Genomic DNA, 13,805 nt, shown 5'->3' with positions numbered 1-13,805 from the left:
GCGATGCGGGTAAAACCGGATTTGGGCCGCACCTAGCGCATATCAGGGCAAATAGCCAGTGCGGGCCGCGTGGGCGACGCCAAGAATGCCTGAACACGAAGGGCTGCTTTCCCGCTCGAGCGATGCCCGACCCCAAACATCGAACTAGGGACCGACCCTGCCATGACGCCAGCCGCAGCCTCCCCCTGGTGGACCCCGCATGTTCACGCCGACCGCCGTCCCTTTCTGCTGGCCCGAAACCGGATCAAGGCGGCGCTGCGCGATTATCTCGCGCGCGAGGATTTCATCGAGGTGGAGACGTCCGCTCTTCAGGTCTCGCCCGGCAACGAAGCCCATCTCCATGCCTTCGAGACGGCCGCGATCGATCCTGACGGCACGCGGACGCCGCTCTATCTCCACACCTCGCCGGAGTTCGCCTGCAAGAAGCTGCTGGCGGCGGGCGAACAGCGCATCGCCTGCTTCGCGCCGGTCTACCGCAATCGCGAGCGAGGGCCACTGCATCATCCAGAATTCACCATGCTCGAATGGTACCGCACCGGCGAGACCTACCAGTCGCTGATGACGGATTGCCACGAGATTTTGATGCGCGCGACGGAGGCTGCGGGAACGCGGATGCTCGGGCATCGCGGCCGGTTCTGCAATCCCGCGCTTGAGCCCGAGCGCCTGACGCTGGCGGACGCCTTTACCCGATATGCGGGCATCGATCTCCTCGCGACGGTCGGCCCGACCGGCGAGACCGACCGCGATGCCCTGGCTGCGGCCGTCGGCAGCGCCGGGATCCGGATGGCGGGAGATGACAGCTGGTCCGACCTTTTCAGCCGGGTTCTGGTCGAGAAGATCGAGCCGCATCTCGGCCTCGGTCGGGCGACCATCCTTATGGAGTACCCGGTGGCCGAGGCCGCGCTCGCCCGCCCGTCGCCTGGAGATGCGCGCGTCGCGGAGCGGTTCGAGCTCTATGCCTGCGGCGTCGAGCTGGCCAATGCCTTTGGCGAACTGACGGATGCCGGCGAGCAGCGGCGGCGGTTCGAGCTGGAGATGGCGGAGAAGAGCCGCATCTATGGCGAGCGCTATCCGCTGGACGAGGATTTTCTCGCAGCCCTTGCAATCATGCCGGAAGCGAGCGGCAGTGCGCTCGGTTTCGACCGTCTCGTGATGCTGGCGACGGACGCATCCCGGATCGAGCAGGTGCTTTGGGCGCCGGTGGCAGGCACGGAAGCGGGACGATGAGCGGTCCGAGGGCAGGCCTGGGGAGCAGTGTGGTGCTGAAAAGCATCTCTCAACTGCGCGATGCCGGGCTCCTGGACGAGCAGGCCGGCGATGTCGAGGCGGTCGCGCGCCGCTATGCCGTCGCCGTCACCCCTGCGATGGCGGCGCTGATCGATCCCGATGATCCCCGCGATCCGATCGCACTCCAGTTCATTCCCGATATCGCCGAACTCGACCACAGGCCGGAAGAGCGCGCCGATCCGATCGGCGATGCCGCCCATAGTCCTGTCGAAGGCATCGTCCATCGTTATCCGGATCGCGTGCTGCTGAAGGCCGTGCATGTCTGCCCGGTCTATTGCCGCTTCTGCTTCCGCCGCGAGATGGTCGGCCCGGACGGGCTGGGGACGCTGACGGCGGACGCGCTGGATGCGGCGATCGCCTATATCGCAGACCATGCCGAGATCTGGGAGGTCATTCTGACCGGTGGCGATCCGCTGGTGCTCTCGCCCAGAAGGCTCGCCGACATCATGGGGCGGCTCGCTGCCATCGACCATGTCAAGATCGTCCGTCTGCACAGCCGCGTTCCCGCCGTCGATCCCTTGCGGATCGATGCGGCGCTGATCGCCGCCCTCAAGGCGAGCCGCAAGACGGTCTATGTCGCGCTGCATGCCAACCATCCGCGCGAGCTGACGCCGGAGGCACGCGACGCCTGCGCCCGGCTGGTGGATGCCGGCATCGTCATGATCAGCCAGACGGTGCTGCTGAAGGGCGTGAACGACGATGTCGCTACGCTGTCGGCGCTGATGCGGGCGTTCGTGGAGACGCGCATCAAGCCCTATTACCTGCACCACCCCGACCTTGCGCCGGGAACCGCGCATTTTCGCCTGTCGGTGGAGGAGGGACAGGCGCTGGTCGCCGCCCTGCGTGGCACGATCTCCGGCCTCTGCCAGCCGACCTACGTGCTCGACATCCCCGGGGGGCATGGCAAAGCGGTCATTGCAGCCCCCAGTATCGAGCGGACCGATCAGGGCCACAGGGTCGAGGATTTCCGCGGCGGCATTCACGATTATCCACCCCGCTGAACGAGAAAAGCCGGCGCCTTTCGGCACCGGCTCTCGTCGTTCCCGAGGGAAAAGGACGCTTACTGTTCCTTGATCGGCGCGATGGAGATTTCCACGCGACGGTTCTGGGCGCGGCCGGCTTCGCTCGAATTGGATGCGACCGGGCGTTCGGCGCCATAGCCCATGGCCGACATGCGGCGCTGGTCCACGCCTTGGCTGCCGAGATAATTGGCAACCGAGGCGGCGCGGCGTTCCGACAAAGCCTGATTGTGGCCGGCGCTGCCGGTCGAGTCCGTGTGGCCATCGACATCGACGAGCGTCTTGTTGAACTTGCGCAGCACGATCGCCACCGAATTCAGCGTCGAGTAGAAGCCGGGCATGACCTGATCCTGGTCGGTCGCGAACGTGATGTTCGACGGCATGTTCAGGATGATGCGGTCGCCCTGGCGGGTGACGGAGACGCCGGTGCCCTGAAGCTGCGCGCGCAACTCGTTTTCCTGGCTGTCCATGTAGTTGCCGATGAGGCCGCCGCCGAGCGCGCCGATGCCGGCACCGACCAGCGCGGAATCACGCCGTCCACGGGCGCTGCCGCCGACGAGAAGGCCGGTTGCGGCACCGAGGCCGGCACCGATCAGTGCGCCGCCTGCCGTGTTCGACATCTTCTGTTCGCCCGTATACGGGTCGGTCGTCGTGCAGCCGGAAAGGTAGATGGCCGAGACGGCCACGATGGCGAGTTTCTTCATCATCGAATCAAGGGTCCCCAAAATTGCTCCCTGTTCCTCATAGCATTGATTGCGGCCTTATGATGGAAATCGGGTTTCGGCCGGATGCGCTCAGGTGTCGGATGGGGTGAGCGACTTGTAGAAGAACGTCGAGCCGCAGAAGCTCCCATCCGGAAAAAGCGCATAATCCGGAATGACACCGGCACGGCTCCAGCCGAGCCGCGCATAGATCGCCTCGGCCGGACTGCCGGTTGCCGTATCCAGCACGAGAAGATGCCGCCCGAGCGCCAGCGACTGGCTCTCCGCTGCCGTCATCAGCAGGCGCGCAAGTCCCCGGCCGCGATCGCGCCGGTGAACGAGGAGCTTCTTCAGGTCGGCCCGGTGCGGCTGGTTCGGCGGCAATCCGATGCCGAGCTGCACGGTTCCCAAGATCTCGCCATCGGCTTCCGCCACCAGCAGCACGGTGTGTCCTGATGTCACGGCATCCGCGACGCCGGTCCAGTAGGTCGCCGCATCCTCATCGCCGAACGGCGAGAGAAAGCCGACCGATGCGCCGCCGTCAATGCAGTCGATCAGGATCGCCGAAAGTGCGGGTATTGCTGCGCGGGCTTCTTCGCCGGTCAGGCGGCGAATCGCCGGCAATGTGGTGTTCATGGCCATCGTCATGAGCGTCCTTTGCTGGTTTGCGGGTGACCGCGATGGAGGATGATGGCGTAGCGGGCCATGTCTGCATGCGGGTTGGAAAACACGATCATCTCGCTCAGCCGCATGAACAGGCAGTCGCCGGGGGCGAGATGGTAGGTCTCGTCGCCCGCCGTCATCGTCATGCGGCCCTCGAGCAGCCAGAGATGCTGCGTCGTACCGCTGTCGAACGCCTGCGGCTCGAACACGACCCGCCCGCCCGGGGGGAAGCTGACATCGACGATATCGACCGGCGACCCGGTGGCTTCCGGCGACACGGCCCGCCGGATATAGCCGGTCTCCGGATCCCGCCAGACATGCTGGTCCTCCGCCCGCCGCAAAGGGCTTGTCCGTGGCGCATCGTCGGCGAAAAACCGCGACAGGGTCGTGCCGAGCGCGTGGCAGAGGCGCGCCAGAAGCTGCGCGGTCGGATTGGCCTCGCCGCGCTCGATCCGCGAGATCATGGCGCGGCTGACGCCGGCGCGCTGTGCCAGCACATCGAGCGTGGTCGCGTGGTTTTGGCGCAGCGATCGGAGTCTTTCGCCGATATCCGCGTCGGACGGGTGCATGTCTAATTCCATTAAAAGAGAATTGCAATCTTCTATAGTGGAGTCAAGCGATCCCGTTGACGGTGGGAATTATGGTATCCGAAAGCTGAACGCCCTGCATTTCCCGCTTTGCGGGCGTCGGGAGCGCTGCTATATGCGGGCGCATGAGCACACCATCCTCCAAGACGCCGCTGGATCATATCCGCAACTTCTCCATCGTCGCCCATATCGACCATGGCAAGTCGACGCTTGCCGACCGGTTGATCCAGTCGACGGGCGGCCTTGCCGAGCGCGACATGTCCGAGCAGGTGCTGGACTCGATGGATATCGAGCGCGAGCGCGGCATCACCATCAAGGCCCAGACGGTGCGTCTGCACTACAAGGCCAACAATGGCGAAACCTATATCCTGAACCTGATCGACACCCCCGGCCACGTCGACTTCGCCTATGAAGTCTCCCGCTCGCTGTCGGCCTGCGAAGGCTCGCTGCTGGTAGTGGATGCCAGCCAGGGCGTCGAGGCGCAGACGCTGGCCAACGTCTATCAGGCGATCGACAACAATCACGAGATCGTCACGGTCCTCAACAAGATCGACCTTCCGGCGGCCGAACCCGACCGCATCCGCGAGCAGATCGAAGAGGTCATCGGCATCGATGCGAGCCAGGCGGTGCTGATTTCGGCCAAGACCGGCCTTGGGATTCCCGACGTTCTCGAAGCCATCGTCCACCAGCTGCCCGCGCCGAAAAGCCCGGGCGGCGAAAAGGCGCCGCTGAAGGCGCTGCTGGTCGATAGCTGGTACGACACCTATCTCGGCGTCATGGTGCTCGTGCGCGTCATCGACGGCGTGCTTTCCAAGGGCCAGACGATCCGCATGATGGGCACGGACGCGAAGTACCAGGTGGAGCGCGTCGGCGTTCTCACGCCGAAGATGCTGGCCGTCGATAGCCTCGGCCCGGGCGAGATCGGCTTCTTCACCGGCTCCATCAAGGAAGTGGCCGACACCCGTGTCGGCGATACGATCACCGAGGACAAGAAGCCGACGGCGCAGGCGCTGCCGGGCTTCAAACCGGCCCAGCCGGTCGTGTTCTGCGGCCTCTTCCCGGTCGATGCTGCCGATTTCGAGGATCTGCGCTCGGCCATGGGCAAGCTGCGCCTCAACGATGCGTCCTTCTCCTTCGAAATGGAAAGCTCGGCCGCGCTCGGTTTCGGTTTCCGCTGCGGCTTCCTCGGCCTGCTGCACCTCGAAATCATTCAGGAACGCCTCGAGCGCGAGTTCGACCTCGACCTGATCGCAACGGCACCCTCGGTGGTCTACAAGCTGACCATGACGGATGGCTCCGAGAAGGAGCTGCACAACCCGGCCGACATGCCGGATCCGGTGCGGATTTCCGAGATCCATGAGCCTTGGATCAAGGCGACGATCCTCACCCCCGACGATTATCTCGGCGGCATTCTGAAGCTCTGCCAGGACCGGCGTGGCGTGCAGACGGAACTCACATATGTCGGCAAGCGCGCCATGCTCACCTATGAGCTGCCGCTCAACGAAGTCGTGTTCGACTTCTACGACCGGCTGAAGTCGATCTCCAAGGGCTACGCCTCGTTCGACTACCATCTCGACGGCTACAAGGAGGGCAACCTCGTGAAGATGTCGATCATGGTCAATGGCGAGCCGGTCGATGCGCTCTCGATGCTCGTGCACCGCTCGGCCGCCGAAAAGCGCGGACGCGACATGTGCGAGAAGCTGAAGGATCTGATCCCGCGGCATATGTTCAAGATCCCGATCCAGGCGGCCATCGGCGGCAACGTCATCGCCCGCGAGACGATCTCGGCCATGCGCAAGGACGTGACGGCCAAGTGCTACGGCGGCGACGCCAGCCGCAAGCGCAAGCTGCTCGACAAGCAGAAGGCCGGCAAGAAGCGCATGCGCCAGTTCGGCAAGGTCGACATCCCGCAGGAAGCCTTCATCGCCGCCCTGAAGATGAGCGACGAATAGAGACTCGAGACGTCGTCCAATGCGTTGCCGGCGTATCAGCGGCGCATCGGACGATGTCGTTTTTCTCATCGGCATTTCGGAAAAGTGAATTTTGTTGTAGATCTCGCTGACGGCTGACGGTGCCCGGCCGTGACCGAAGGGAGGACATGACATGCATAAGTTCAAGATCCTGAAAGCAGCCAGCGGCCAGTTCCGCGTTCAGTTCCTCTACAATGCGGAGGTCATGGTCTGGTCTGAGAACTACGCTTCCAAAGCCAGCGCCAAGAACTGCATCGACTCCATCAAGACGAATGCCCCGGGCGCGTCAACGGTCGATCTGACCAAGGATGAAACCGGCTCCGGGTATCGTTTCGAAATCGTCGAGAACAAGGGTGGCGAACACTTCGTTCGCTTCAAGGCGGCAAACGGCGAGCCCATGGTCCAGTCCGAGGCCTACGCCTCGAAGGCGAGCGCCAAGAACTGCATCGACTCCGTCAAGAAAAACGCGCCCGGCGCATCGGTCGAGGACGAGACGGTCACAGTTTGAATCGCAGGTCATCCAGCCTCGTTGGTCCTGCGGCAACGCCAGCCGCAAGCTGCTCGACAGGCTCAAGGCTGGCAAGGTTGATATCCCGCAGGAGGCCTTCATCGCCGCCCTGATGATGAGCGATGAATAGCCGAGCCTCTTTTCTTCTGGGCGGGATGGTTTATCCTGATCGCTACCGCCCGGAAGCGGCCTGCAGCTTTGCAAAACGATCGGCAGGACGCGTCGGGGTTTCCCATCGAGGATACTCGCATGTCGCAAACAGCCCGGATACGGCCCGACGTCTCGCTCGACGACAAACTCGTCGCCGACGCGCTGGAGCTGAACATCGATATATCGAGCGCGGCAGCCGACGGCGTCGCCAAGGCGGTCAAGGCGGAGCGGGAGCGTCTTTGGTTGATTGAGAACGCCGAGGCTTTCCGAGCCGAGAGAGCGTATATCGAAACGCACGGTCTGCCGTTGGCGAAGTATCGCCAATTCTGATGGCACGCTTCCGTGTCTATGAACTAAAGTCTTCTGAGATTTTCGCGCTGGATCTGCAGGCGGATCTCGTGGAGCTTTTGCCGACACGGGTCATGGCGCCGCTCTATCCACTGACAACGATGACCTGGGCGTTCAGTCGCTTGAACCCTCGCTTTGTGATCGACGGGCAAACCTATTCCATGGCAACGCAAAGGATGTCGGCTGTGGATCAGCGAGACATCGGGCGTGAGGTTGCGAACCTATCCTCCCGTTCCGACGAGATCACAGCCGCTCTCGACTTCCTCTTCCAGGGCTTCTGATCGTCACGCTGCGGCATGATAGGCAGAGATCAGCCCGGCGAAATCCTCCATCGGCGGGAAACGCTCGTAGCTGTGGGCGGCACCCGTTTCGGCGAAGCCAAGTTTCTCGCAGGTATAGGTCTCGATGAACGGGCGATACCAAGCGATATCGTCCAGCATGGTCGCGCGGACATTCACCATATCCGGCATGCCCTCGATCCGCGTGAACATCCAGCTCATGCAATGCGGGCAGCAGACGTGATGCAGCATCTCGCCATGAAGACCGCCGATCACCGGCTCTCCCTGCGTGACGAAAAAGCCTGTCGCCGGAACGGCCACGCTGAGGGAATAAGGCCCTGATGTCATTTTCTGGCAGCCGGTACAATGGCACGCCATGGTCAGGATCGGCTCGGCCGTGATGCGCAGGCGGACTTTGCCACAACGGCAGGCGCCCGTCAGAGGCAGGGATGGTGAAACCGCCATTCCAATTTCCTCAATCGTGCTTGCAAGGCCAATTCGGCGGCGGCGTCAGGCCGGGCGGAAGCTTGGTCTTCCCGTCGCCGCAGGCGAGTGCGATCTGCTCCTGTTTCAGACCGGTCGCCGCCGATAGGTCCAGCCCCTCTACGCGCGTGAGGAACAGAAATGCCTCGTCGAATGCGATCGGGCCCTTGAATGTCGCACCGGTCAGCTTGGCGCGGGCAAGGTTCGCCAGCGAGAAGCGCGTGCCGGTGATGGTCGATTTCGAGAAGTTGACCCTGGAAAGCTCGGCCTTACTGAAATCTGCCCCGGTCAAGTCCGCTTCCGTCAGGTTGGTGCGCTGCAATTCGGCACCGGCGAAGGACGCCCCGGCCGCCTTGATGCCGGAAAAATTGGAGCGATAGGCTTCGATCCGCGAGAAATTCGCCTTCTCGGCCGTGGCGCCGCTCAGCGACGCGCGGATCAGCGTGGCCTTTTCAAGGTTCGCCTCGGTCAGATCCGAGCTGCCGAGATCGGTTGCCGACAGGTTGGCGCCTGAGAGAACTGCCTTGGTCAGGGTGCTGGAGGGCAGCATCAGGTTGGCCTTGCTGCAGCCGCTCCAATCGATCCCGGCATTAGGCGTCGCCTCGCAATCCGCGGCCGCCACCGGGCCGGATGCGCCATAGAGGCTGGCGAGGATCATGCCGGCGAACAGGCCTGCGAGCGGCAAGCCGGCATGTCGGGCGGCCTTGACGCGGGCGGTAACCCGGTCACGATAGGAAGGGGTCTGGGCCCGGCCGGTGTGGTTCGTCATCATTGCATTGCACGCCGGAAACCGGCGTGTCCTCCACCTGTTCATGATGACGAACATAGGTGGAAGAAACCTAGGCTGCAATGGTGAAGCCGGGTTTCGTCACCGCTGACAAACGCTCGATGACCGGGCGCCTCAGGCCGCATCCACCCGTGCCGCCGCCCCGTCCTGCGCCACAACGATCCTGTGGACCCAGGCGCGTGCGAGCGCCAGGCCCGCCGTGTCCGATGCGGTGCCGTGTTGCGCTTCGAGATCTGCAGAGCGGGACAGCCAGTCGGGATCGATCCGGTCGATCTGGTCCTTGTAGATCTCCTTCCATCTGGCGATGACCGCCGTTCCCGCCTCGAAGTGGAACTGCATTCCGTAGCTCGCCCGGCCGATGCGGAAGGCCTGCAGCGGAACCGCGTCGTTGCCCGCCAGAACCTCCGCCGCCGGGGGCAGGGTAAAGGTGTCGGAATGCCACTGGAAGGCCGGAAAGCGTGCGCCGGCCGCAGACAGAACCGGGTCCGCCTGTCCCGCCGCCGTCAGCCCGATCTCCCGCCAGCCGAACTCGTGTGCCACGCCGAGACGATTGTCGCCGCCATGCGCCCGGGCGAGAAGCTGGCTGCCAAGGCAGATGCCGAGCACCGCCCGATCCATTTCCGTGAAACGGCGCATCAGATGGCAAAGCGTCGGCAGATAGGGATGAAGCGCATCGTCGCGCGCGCTCTGCTCCCCGCCCAGCACCACCAGGGCATCGTAAGGCTCCGGCTCTGCCGGCAGCGCATCGCCGGCATAGGCCTTGCGGATATCGAGACGCGCGCCCGCTTCCGCGAGCGCGATACCGACGAGACCGAGATCCGAATGAGGCATGTTTTCGACGACGAGGACGTGCATGGCAGCTCCGCAGGCTTGGGGTTGCCGGATAGAGATCATGCGCGGCGGATACGTTCAAGAGGGTGGTGCAAGCCCGCATTTGCGGGACTTTTGCGCGCCGAGCCTTGACCTTCAGCCTCGAAAGAGGCATTGCACCGCCTCAATCGCGCCGAGATCGGCGCTCGATATTGGATACACCATGGCCAAATCCACCTCTTCGGGCCGCACCCAGCGCATGCTGCGGGTCGGCGAACAAGTCCGCGCAGCCCTGGTTCAGGTTCTGCAGCGGGGAGAGGTGCGCGATGCGCTGATCGAAAGCACGGTGATCTCGATCTCGGAAGTCCGCATGTCGACCGACCTCAAGGTGGCCACGGCCTACGTGACGCCGCTCGGCGTCGCCGATCACGCCGGCATCGTCGAAGCGCTGAACCGGCATGCCAAATTCCTGCGGGGCCGCCTGTCGCCGCATCTGCGGCAGATGAAGTACATGCCGGAAGTGCGCTTCGAGGACGATACGAGCTTCGACAACTACAAGAAGATCGACGATCTCCTGCGTTCGCCCGATGTCGCCCGCGACCTTGGCCCGAGCGACGACGAGGCCGAAGACCGCTAGGGCGGCAGGACGAGCCTGCACAGTGAAGCGAACCCCCTAAGGTTCGACGAAACCGACACGAACATTGGAACGACAAGACGATGGGTAAACCGCGCAAACCAAAAGGGCGGCCGGTCTCCGGCTGGCTGATCCTCGACAAGCCGCTGGATTTCGGATCGACGGAAGCCGTCTCCAAGATCAAGTGGCTCTTCAAGGCCCAGAAGGCCGGCCATGCCGGCACGCTCGATCCGCTGGCCTCCGGCATGCTGCCGATCGCGCTGGGCGATGCCACGAAGACCGTTCCTTACGTGATGGACGGGCGCAAGATCTACGAATTCACCGTCGCCTGGGGCGAGGAGCGCACGACCGACGACCTGGAAGGCGCTGTTGTCCAGTCCTCCGACGAGCGCCCGAGCGAGGAGGACGTCCGCGCCCTCCTGCCGAACTATACCGGCGTCATCGAGCAGGTCCCCCCGCAATTCTCCGCCATCAAGATCGCCGGCGAACGCGCCTACGATCTGGCGCGTGGCGGCGAGGTGCTCGACATTCCCCCGCGCGAGGTCGAGATCTTCCGCCTGTCGCTGCTCGGCTGCACGCCCCATCTGGCACATTTCGAGATCGAATGCGGCAAGGGCACCTATGTCCGCTCGCTCGCCCGCGATTTCGGTCGCGATCTCGGCTGCTTCGGCCATATCGCCTCGCTGCGCCGCTCCTTCGTCGCGCCCTTTGCCGAAGACAAGATGGTGCCGCTGTCGCAACTGACGGCGCTCGAATCTATCGAGAGCGACGAGGACCGGCTGGCGGCGCTCGATGCGTTCCTGATCGATACGGGCGAGGCCCTGTCGAACCTGCCGCATATCGCCATCACCGAGGATCAGGCGCACCGCATCCGCATGGGCAACCCGATCATCCTGCGCGGTCGCGATGCGCCGCTGGCCGAAGACGAGGCCTATGCCACCGTTCGCGGCCGGCTGGTTGCCATCGGCGAGATCGGCGAAGGCGAATTCCGCCCGAAGCGCGTCTTCAACACGGACTGATCTAGCCTCGCCGACTGGGCCCCGCTGACTGGGCAAGCCGTTCACTTGCGCGCACACGAACCCGTGTCCTTTCAAACAGGGTCCGGGCGTGGTCTATTGCCGTGATTCGGGGCGTCGGCCTTTTCGGCCGGACGAAATCTGTTCCGGTCGAGGGAGCGAGCCGGCGTTGATCGTCCGGGACGGGGTCGAAAGGCAGCGCCTCCAGCGTGTCCAGACGGACGCGCGGCGCTGCGGGGGCGAGGGATCTTGGGTGTTGGGCTGAACAGAGGCTTGCGCCAACGAATGATCAGCAGGCTTTCCGGCCTGCGCAAACGCCTGCGCCGGCCTCTGGCGTTCTACCTTGCCGCCTTGCTGCTGGTGGCGATCATTCCGTCCTTCCTCTTTTCCATGGTGGTGCTGAAACGTAGCATGGACGATCAGGAGCGTGTGGTCACAGCGCTTCTGAAAGCCTCGACCGGCTCGGTGACGCGGGCCGTGGAGCGCGAGGTGGACGGCATGCTCACGACGCTGCGCGTGCTCGCCTCGTCACGGACGCTGGAAAACGAAGATCTCGGCGTCTTCTACCAGCGCGCCTCCTCGGCACTTGCCGGCACGGGCATGAACCTTCTGATCATCGACCGCAGTTACCAGCAGCTGGTCAATACGCGCATTCCCCTGGGCCAGCCGCTCGGCCGGGCGTCGGATCCGGTCTCCGTCGATCAGGCATTTCGAAGCGGCGCACCTCTGGTCTCCACGGTGTTCTTCGGGCGCACGGCGCAGACGTGGGTGTTCAACGTCTACCTCCCCGTCTTGTCGGCCAACCGGCATGGGGACTATCTGATGACCCTGACGCGCGATGCGGTGTCGCTGGAGCGCTCGATCGGTCGTGATGTGCTGTCGCCGGGCTGGAACGCCGCGATCATCGACGGTGCCGGCGATGTCGTGGCCGCATCGGACCCGAAGGTCGAACCCGGCAAGCCGTTCTTCATGTCCATCGTGCCTTCCTTGCGTGTCGGCGTGGGCGAAGCGGACGAGGGTGGCACCCGCTACCGCACCGTCACGGAGTTCTCCGTGCTCAGCGGCTGGAAGATCGTCGCCTGGGCCAAAGCCTCCGATGTCGAAGCGGCCGCGCGTCGCTCCTATGCGTGGCTGGCGGGCGGTGCGCTGGTGTTCGCCGCCATCGCTCTTGGCATTTCGCTCGCCATCGCGCGCATGATGAGCCGGGGCGTGCGCCTGCTGGCGGACGATGCCCGCCGGCTCGGGCAGGGCAAGCCGGTTGTCTTGCGCCCTCATATGGTGGAGGAGGTGGCCATCGTCTCGACTGCCCTTTCGGAAGCCGCGGAAGAGCGGGTGCGGGCCGAGGCGGAAATCCGCTTCCTGATGCGCGAGGTGGCGCACCGTTCCAAGAACCAGCTGAGCGTCATCCAGTCCATGCTCAGCCAGTCCATGCCCAGCCAGTCCGGCGCATCGCCGGAAAGCCGGCAGGATTTCGTCGAAAGCTTCCGCCGCCGGGTCGCCGGCCTTGCACGTTCCACGGACCTGATGATCGCGAATGCGGCGCAGGGCATCGACATGGACGAGCTGGCGCATAACCAGCTGCAGCCCTTCATCCCCGATGATGGCGATCGCTTCCACATCTCCGGCCCGCCGGTGCGGCTCGATACGCAGGTGTCGCAGACGCTGGGCATGGCGCTGCACGAGCTCGCCACCAACGCCACCAAATACGGCGCACTCGCCAATGCGAACGGCCGGGTCGATCTCTCCTGGACCCTCGACGAGGGGACGTTCCGCCTCGTCTGGCGCGAGAGCCGCGCCGACCTGACGCCGGAGATGCGGGCGCCCGGCCGCAAGGGCTTCGGCACGCTCGTGCTGGAGCGCATGCTCGGCATGTCGCTCGACGCGCGGCTGCAGCGGCTGATGCACGAGGACGGTATCGAGTGGCAGGTGGAGATCGACAGCGCCCGGCTGAACACGCCCGCACCCGACGGCGGGACGGGCGCGGCGGCAGGGTAGGGCAGGGGCACGCCCTGCCCGGCTCGCCTTGGGCCGGCTGTCCTCGGGAATGCGGCTCTTTCCTTTCTGTCACGAATGCTTTATAGGCACCGCCAGCATAAGGATGGGCTTTAACGTGCCTGTCTCCTTCTGCCTTCAAGGCCGCAGCTAGACGACATCCCGGCTGCCGGCGACCCGCAATCCTTAAAATCGAAAGGATCACACGATGTCGATCACTGCAGAACGCAAGACCCAGCTGATCAAGGAATACGCAACCGTCGAAGGCGACACCGGTTCTCCGGAAGTCCAGGTGGCCATCCTGACCGAGCGGATCAACAACCTGACCGAACACTTCAAGGGCCACAAGAAGGACAACCACTCGCGTCGTGGCCTTCTTGCCATGGTTTCGAGCCGTCGTTCGCTTCTTGACTACCTCAAGAAGAAGGAAGAGGCCCGCTACACCAAGCTGATCACTTCCCTCGGCATCCGCCGTTAAGATCGTTCCCGGCGGGCGGCGTCTTCAGACGCTCGCCCGCCGGCCTCTTTTTACGGATGCGGTTTCCGCATCTCGACTGAAAGTCCACGAGCAG

The 13,805-nt window shown here is 64.1% G+C and carries 16 protein-coding genes; 10 read left to right on the top strand and 6 right to left on the bottom strand.

All coding sequences use genetic code 11. From position 1 onward, the window contains the following. Positions 1–162: 162 nt before the first annotated feature. Complete coding sequence (gene epmA, locus G8E10_RS02980) at positions 163–1,227, top strand: EF-P lysine aminoacylase EpmA (RefSeq protein WP_110800418.1); 1,065 nt, start codon at positions 163–165, stop codon at positions 1,225–1,227. Beyond that, positions 1,224–2,288: a lysine-2,3-aminomutase-like protein gene (locus G8E10_RS02975; protein WP_167126705.1), complete on the top strand. Its 1,065-nt coding sequence runs from the start codon at positions 1,224–1,226 to the stop codon at positions 2,286–2,288. Before epmA ends, G8E10_RS02975 begins: the two co-directional genes overlap by 4 nt. A 59-nt stretch (positions 2,289–2,347) precedes the next feature. On the opposite strand, the gene G8E10_RS02970 is transcribed toward G8E10_RS02975, so the two are convergent. The 3 genes from G8E10_RS02970 to G8E10_RS02960 all read right to left on the bottom strand — a co-directional run bounded on the left by G8E10_RS02970 (position 2,348) and on the right by G8E10_RS02960 (position 4,251). Then, the gene (locus G8E10_RS02970; RefSeq protein ID WP_110733162.1) at positions 2,348–3,013 is read right to left on the bottom strand and encodes a YiaD family glycine zipper/OmpA-like lipoprotein; all 666 of its coding nucleotides are present in this window, start codon (positions 3,011–3,013) and stop codon (positions 2,348–2,350) included. 87 nt (positions 3,014–3,100) lie between these two features. Then, positions 3,101–3,631, bottom strand: a complete 531-nt coding sequence (locus G8E10_RS02965; protein ID WP_167127134.1) for a GNAT family N-acetyltransferase — start codon at positions 3,629–3,631, stop codon at positions 3,101–3,103. A 20-nt stretch (positions 3,632–3,651) separates the two neighbouring features. Beyond that, positions 3,652–4,251 carry a helix-turn-helix domain-containing protein gene (locus tag G8E10_RS02960; protein ID WP_167126702.1) on the bottom strand — a complete coding sequence of 200 codons (600 nt, stop codon included), beginning with the start codon at positions 4,249–4,251 and terminating at the stop codon, positions 3,652–3,654. Positions 4,252–4,382: 131 nt separating this feature from the next. Here G8E10_RS02960 and lepA point away from each other — a divergent pair, with 131 nt between their 5' ends. From lepA to G8E10_RS02940, 4 genes are all read left to right on the top strand, one after another. After that, complete coding sequence (gene lepA, locus G8E10_RS02955; RefSeq protein ID WP_167126699.1) at positions 4,383–6,209, top strand: translation elongation factor 4; 1,827 nt, start codon at positions 4,383–4,385, stop codon at positions 6,207–6,209. Between the two features lie 151 nt (positions 6,210–6,360). Further along, on the top strand, positions 6,361–6,735 hold the full coding sequence (locus tag G8E10_RS26280) for a YegP family protein (RefSeq protein WP_167126696.1): 375 nt from the start codon (positions 6,361–6,363) through the stop codon (positions 6,733–6,735). Positions 6,736–6,984: 249 nt separating this feature from the next. Further along, positions 6,985–7,215, top strand: a complete 231-nt coding sequence (locus G8E10_RS02945) for a type II toxin-antitoxin system CcdA family antitoxin (RefSeq protein ID WP_167126693.1) — start codon at positions 6,985–6,987, stop codon at positions 7,213–7,215. Then, the gene (locus G8E10_RS02940; protein WP_132664269.1) at positions 7,215–7,514 is read left to right on the top strand and encodes a CcdB family protein; all 300 of its coding nucleotides are present in this window, start codon (positions 7,215–7,217) and stop codon (positions 7,512–7,514) included. Before G8E10_RS02945 ends, G8E10_RS02940 begins: the two co-directional genes overlap by 1 nt. 3 nt (positions 7,515–7,517) lie before the next feature. Here G8E10_RS02940 and G8E10_RS02935 read toward each other — a convergent pair whose 3' ends face one another. The 3 genes from G8E10_RS02935 to G8E10_RS02925 form a co-directional block, all read right to left on the bottom strand. Beyond that, positions 7,518–7,976: a GFA family protein gene (locus tag G8E10_RS02935; RefSeq protein ID WP_167126689.1), complete on the bottom strand. Its 459-nt coding sequence runs from the start codon at positions 7,974–7,976 to the stop codon at positions 7,518–7,520. Positions 7,977–7,986: 10 nt separating this feature from the next. Continuing rightward, positions 7,987–8,652, bottom strand: a complete 666-nt coding sequence (locus G8E10_RS02930; RefSeq protein ID WP_167127130.1) for a pentapeptide repeat-containing protein — start codon at positions 8,650–8,652, stop codon at positions 7,987–7,989. A gap of 243 nt (positions 8,653–8,895) precedes the next feature. After that, complete coding sequence (locus tag G8E10_RS02925; RefSeq protein WP_167126685.1) at positions 8,896–9,636, bottom strand: type 1 glutamine amidotransferase; 741 nt, start codon at positions 9,634–9,636, stop codon at positions 8,896–8,898. Positions 9,637–9,814: 178 nt separating this feature from the next. Between G8E10_RS02925 and rbfA the strand changes: the two genes are divergently transcribed. The 4 genes from rbfA to rpsO all read left to right on the top strand — a co-directional run bounded on the left by rbfA (position 9,815) and on the right by rpsO (position 13,711). Then, a complete protein-coding gene (gene rbfA, locus G8E10_RS02920) occupies positions 9,815–10,228 on the top strand; it encodes a 30S ribosome-binding factor RbfA (protein WP_132445614.1) in 414 nt (137 codons plus the stop codon). 80 nt (positions 10,229–10,308) lie between these two features. Beyond that, positions 10,309–11,244 carry a tRNA pseudouridine(55) synthase TruB gene (gene truB / locus G8E10_RS02915; protein WP_110727517.1) on the top strand — a complete coding sequence of 312 codons (936 nt, stop codon included), beginning with the start codon at positions 10,309–10,311 and terminating at the stop codon, positions 11,242–11,244. 282 nt (positions 11,245–11,526) lie between these two features. Beyond that, positions 11,527–13,236: a sensor histidine kinase gene (locus tag G8E10_RS02910; protein ID WP_132664266.1), complete on the top strand. Its 1,710-nt coding sequence runs from the start codon at positions 11,527–11,529 to the stop codon at positions 13,234–13,236. A gap of 205 nt (positions 13,237–13,441) precedes the next feature. After that, the gene (gene rpsO / locus G8E10_RS02905; RefSeq protein WP_062595401.1) at positions 13,442–13,711 is read left to right on the top strand and encodes a 30S ribosomal protein S15; all 270 of its coding nucleotides are present in this window, start codon (positions 13,442–13,444) and stop codon (positions 13,709–13,711) included. Positions 13,712–13,805: the final 94 nt, after the last annotated feature.

The organism is Ferranicluibacter rubi, from assembly GCF_011603255.1.
In the GTDB taxonomy this organism is placed as follows: Bacteria; Pseudomonadota; Alphaproteobacteria; order Rhizobiales; family Rhizobiaceae; genus Ferranicluibacter; species Ferranicluibacter rubi.
The sequence above is the reverse complement of the archived record's forward strand: the minus strand, read 5'-3'. Positions and strand labels throughout refer to the sequence as shown.

Coding starts and splice junctions, on each gene's coding strand:
- G8E10_RS02925 (WP_167126685.1), bottom strand. CDS start 9,636: ATGCACGTCCTCGTCGTCGAAAACATGCCTCATTCGGATCTCGGTCTC.
- rbfA (WP_132445614.1), top strand. CDS start 9,815: ATGGCCAAATCCACCTCTTCGGGCCGCACCCAGCGCATGCTGCGGGTC.
- G8E10_RS02935 (WP_167126689.1), bottom strand. CDS start 7,976: ATGGCGGTTTCACCATCCCTGCCTCTGACGGGCGCCTGCCGTTGTGGC.
- truB (WP_110727517.1), top strand. CDS start 10,309: ATGGGTAAACCGCGCAAACCAAAAGGGCGGCCGGTCTCCGGCTGGCTG.
- rpsO (WP_062595401.1), top strand. CDS start 13,442: ATGTCGATCACTGCAGAACGCAAGACCCAGCTGATCAAGGAATACGCA.
- lepA (WP_167126699.1), top strand. CDS start 4,383: ATGAGCACACCATCCTCCAAGACGCCGCTGGATCATATCCGCAACTTC.
- G8E10_RS02960 (WP_167126702.1), bottom strand. CDS start 4,251: ATGGAATTAGACATGCACCCGTCCGACGCGGATATCGGCGAAAGACTC.
- G8E10_RS02940 (WP_132664269.1), top strand. CDS start 7,215: ATGGCACGCTTCCGTGTCTATGAACTAAAGTCTTCTGAGATTTTCGCG.
- G8E10_RS02930 (WP_167127130.1), bottom strand. CDS start 8,652: ATGATCCTCGCCAGCCTCTATGGCGCATCCGGCCCGGTGGCGGCCGCG.
- G8E10_RS02945 (WP_167126693.1), top strand. CDS start 6,985: ATGTCGCAAACAGCCCGGATACGGCCCGACGTCTCGCTCGACGACAAA.
- epmA (WP_110800418.1), top strand. CDS start 163: ATGACGCCAGCCGCAGCCTCCCCCTGGTGGACCCCGCATGTTCACGCC.
- G8E10_RS02970 (WP_110733162.1), bottom strand. CDS start 3,013: ATGATGAAGAAACTCGCCATCGTGGCCGTCTCGGCCATCTACCTTTCC.
- G8E10_RS02910 (WP_132664266.1), top strand. CDS start 11,527: ATGATCAGCAGGCTTTCCGGCCTGCGCAAACGCCTGCGCCGGCCTCTG.
- G8E10_RS02975 (WP_167126705.1), top strand. CDS start 1,224: ATGAGCGGTCCGAGGGCAGGCCTGGGGAGCAGTGTGGTGCTGAAAAGC.
- G8E10_RS26280 (WP_167126696.1), top strand. CDS start 6,361: ATGCATAAGTTCAAGATCCTGAAAGCAGCCAGCGGCCAGTTCCGCGTT.